At 48.4% G+C, this 4306-nt stretch carries 2 protein-coding genes; both read right to left on the bottom strand.

The window, feature by feature from the left end:
* On the bottom strand, positions 1-2156 hold a 2156-nt coding region (locus tag K339_RS38080), incomplete at its 3' end, for a DUF8696 domain-containing protein (protein WP_169731877.1).
* A 20-nt stretch (positions 2157-2176) separates the two neighbouring features.
* On the bottom strand, positions 2177-4306 hold a 2130-nt coding region (locus tag K339_RS34295), incomplete at its 5' end, for a DUF8696 domain-containing protein (RefSeq protein ID WP_037301348.1).

Genomic DNA, 4306 nt, shown 5'->3' on the forward strand with positions numbered 1-4306 from the left:
GCCAAACCTGCCGTTTGTACTGTCGTTGCTCCTGAACAATTATCCGTTCCCACGGGAGCCGTGTAGGTTACCACCGCCGAACATTGACCTGCGTCGTTGTTCACCGAAATGTTGGCTGGACAAGTGATCGTCGGAGGCGTGTTATCCACTTTTGAAACCGGAAAAGCACAAGAACTCGTATTATCATTGTTATCAGTCACCGTGAGGGTCACCACCATGGTACCAACACCTGCTACAACTGTCCCTACTACTGGTGATTGTGTTACACTTTTTACCCCACAATTGTCTGAGGGAGTACCTAGACTGGTATAGTCGGGTAAAGTTGCCGAGCAGTTCGAACCCAATACTAGGGGTGGTACAGTCGCACAGCTAATAACTGGGGGGGTATTGTCCCCCACCGTCACCGTCACACAATTGCTAATTTTCTCACAGACAACCCCATTTAAAGCAGAAATGGTGACTCGTCGATAGTAAGTCGTTTGGCTTAATGGTGCAGGCGGATCGTATGTTGAACCGGTTGCATCCGTGATGGTCGAAAAACCACTGTTGCAATTTGTTGTACTCTTTTCCCAACGATAGGTGGTAGTTCCAGAACCAGAACCATTCGCAGTCGAGTTAAAGGTACTGGGATCACCACCCGAACAAACCATTTGATCTCCTGAAATACTACCTGCATTTACCGTATTGACATTAATCGTGGTCGTTTGAGCAAGACCGCTGATTACACAATTATTGGCATCTGTAATCTGAGTAAGGTTGAAATTGGTAGTGCCAGAAAAGTTAACCCCTTCGGTCAACGTAGCAAATACACTACCGCTCGGTACATCATTGTAGGTTACCCCATTGACCACAATATCAAAAGGGCCAGCGCCTGAAGCAAGGGTAAAACTAAGCTGGATGCTCCCACCTGCACAGATGGTGCTAACATTGCTGCTGATGTAGCCAGTAGGGCTTAGACTGGAAGTATTACTTGCATAAACGTTGTCATTGTTGGTATAAGTGCTGTTGTCGTCATCTGCGGTATTGCCATTAAAGGTCACATTGCACATGCTGACTGATGGATCATTCGTCGTGCCTGGGGCGGCATTTCCTCCGTTATCTGTTTTGTTGAACACAAAAAGCGCTCCACCATAGCCCTTAGCGCCATTATTACCTCGGGTAGCATTGTTGTTGTTAAAATTAACCCCAGTCAAATTCAAGCGACCACTGGCTACAAAAATAGCACCACCTGCGCCCATGCCACCGCCGCCTCTGCCAGCACTGCCAAAACCACCATTACCAGAAAGAGCACCAATACCACCGCCACCACCAAAACCGCCATGGCCAGCCAGACCACCAGAACCACCGCCACCGCCAAAACCGCCATCACCACCTTGGCCACCGGCTCCAGCTCCACCACCGAAACCGCCATTACCACCGCCACCACCCACAGCCCCACCGCCACCAAAACCGCCACTACCACCGTTACCAACACCACCACCGCCAAAAATAGAAATGCCACCATTATTACCTGGTGTAGTTCCAGAGGAGTTGCTTACACTTGCACCAGCATTCCCGTTGCCACTTCCTATTACACCACCACCACCACCACCCTCAATACCATCCGCACTATTTCCTCCCATTCCTCCCCCTCCTGCTAGTGAACCAACACCACCGGTTCCACCCAAAGCCTGATTATTATTTAAATTGACATTGATTAAGCGTAGATTAATACTACCAGTGCCCCCTTCTTTGCCTTCGTGCATAAAGATAGCTCCACCTGCTCCCATGCCACCCGAGTTGCCATTGCCTCCCTTGGCGTAGCCATTAGCCAGCGTAAGGTTTTGAATGGTAATGGTGCCATTTTGTATCCAAAAAATACGTGAGGTGCCACCACCACTAATTGTCAAATTTGCTACGCCTAAGCCATTGATGCTAACATGGTTAGTAATCACCAAAAAAGGACTAATGACCGTAATGGTTGACCCATTGGATACGGTAAAATTAATCTGGTGGGGAGCCGCCGCCGTTGCTGTGGCATCTGCATTGGCATTTAGAATGGCCTGTCGCAAAGAACCTGTACCACTGTCATTGGTGTTGCTAACCGTAAAAATAGTCGCGTGGGAAACTCCCAATACGCTCACCAAAATCAAAAAAATCAAAAAGATGTTTTTCATAAAATACATTTTTTTATCTCCTACTTTATTTTTATCACCTTCAAACTTGCCTGTTTGTCAGCACTCGAAACCTTCAAGAAATACATCCCCGTCGGTAATTCACTCACCTCAAACTCCTCTTGATGCGTGTTAGTCTCAGGCACAAATTTTCGCTGTAATAGTTCTCTCCCCGCAGCATCTACCAACGTAGTCTGCACCTCTTGCCCCTTTCCACCTTGCACTTGTAAACGCAAAACAGTTGAAACAGGATTTGGCATCACTTGCGCAAAAACGTTGGGTGGTAGATCATTTGCCATTTGCTCACCCGCTACTCGCGCTGCGCCTACGCCTACCCCATCCTTCGACTGGATTCTGAACCAGTATTCTTGGTAAGCAAGCACGTTCCCTTGCGGTTTGCGCGTTGAGGGATAAATACTGCCCCAGCCCTTTTGATCCCAATATCTCACACCTAATTTGTACAAACCCTTTGGTAACCCTAAATCATATACGTTACCTCCTGCACCATTGTCTTGGTAAAAACCGTAGGCTGGATGGTTTTGTGCGTACAACTCCGTCCAGCCCTCACGGTTAGCGTACATAAAGTAGGGGGCATTGTTCTCGTGTGTATTAAAGGAGCGAATTACGCCCATTTCGGGCGTCGCCAACATGTCAAAAGTCAATGAACCATCCGTGCCCAAACCACAAGCATCGGCGTTAATCGTCCAGTAACGAGGGGCTACTTTGTTGGCGTTTTCTACAAAATACAGCGTCGGGTTTTGCTGCGTACTTTGCTCTAATTCTGGACCACCGTCCCGCGTGATGAACTGACTCGACCACGCTGAACGGTCGTTTACCTTTACTGATGATTTGCTTTCTCCCACATTAATCAACGTCACCACAAAAGCATTCCAGTAAATATCCTTGCGAACGCTTTCTGAACTTTGACAACCACCTGCAAAAATACACTTTGCCCAGTAAGTTTGCTTGGTCACGTTGTTAAATGAGACTTCAAAACTCGGTGTTGTTACGCCCGTGTTCCAAAACGTCTGACTTCCTGCGGGGCAATTCGCCGAAATCCGAACCGTCGTTCCTGTGCATACTATCTCTTGACTCGCCGTAATCACAGGCGCGACTTGCGTGGACGTTAGCGTAAAGGTCACGACGTTACTCTTCTCACTTACGCAACCGTTTTCCGTCTGACAACGGGCGTAATAAGACGTCGTCTGGCTTGGTACAGTTGATGGCAAATTGGGCAAAGCCACGTTCGTAGTTGCATTGTACCAAACCGTCCGCAAACTACCGCAAGATGATTGCCCACTAAAACTTGCTGTCGCATCACAACTGCTCGTTGATGACAACGATACCGTCGGAGCACTTGGAATGGTCACCAACTTTAATCGCATTACCCCCGATTCAGATTCCACGCACGACGGCGTTCCGTCTGATTTGCGGCAGCGTACACGGTAATTGTGATACTGATTATCCACCAAACCAGTTGGCACGCCCGATGAATATTCACCGCCATCCACGGAGTAAAGTGTCACTTCACCAGCGGCGCAATTGGCATTAAACGTCAGCGGAATTGTAACCAAATTACACACTTCTTTGGTCTCGCCCACGACCACTGTCACGCCATCGACTAACAGTGAGACATTTTGAGGGACAGTTGAACGATAGTTGATCGTCAACTCAATCATACCTGAGTAAGTCGAAGCACAACCCCCATCACAGGCCGCTTGGTAGCGGTGGGGTTGGTTATTGGAGGATTGGTTGACTGGTGGATTGGTTGACCAGTCGCTCCACGCACCGCTACCCACTTGCATCCGCCAAACGGGACTGCCTACTACACAGCCCGTCGTCACTCCAAACTGCAAACTGTTCACAGGATTGGCATCTGTGTCACAAAATGTCTGGCTGTTGCCTTCGTTCAACGTTTGTTGAAGCGTTGAGAGCGTTATTGTGGGTTTTCGGTGAATTTGAATCAGCACTGAAGAAGAGTAGGCTTCGCTACATACACCGCTTTGCACCACTGCTCTGAAATACGTATCTGCAGTCAAAGCACCTATAACCGCACTCGGCAAGGTGGTCAGAGTCGCAGTTGAAGCAATATCCACTGGTGTGCTAAAATTGGCATCACTTGACTTTTGCCATTTCACCACATTCCCCGTTTG

This window comes from Runella limosa DSM 17973 (assembly GCF_000482465.1).
In the GTDB taxonomy this organism is placed as follows: Bacteria; Bacteroidota; Bacteroidia; order Cytophagales; family Spirosomataceae; genus Runella; species Runella limosa.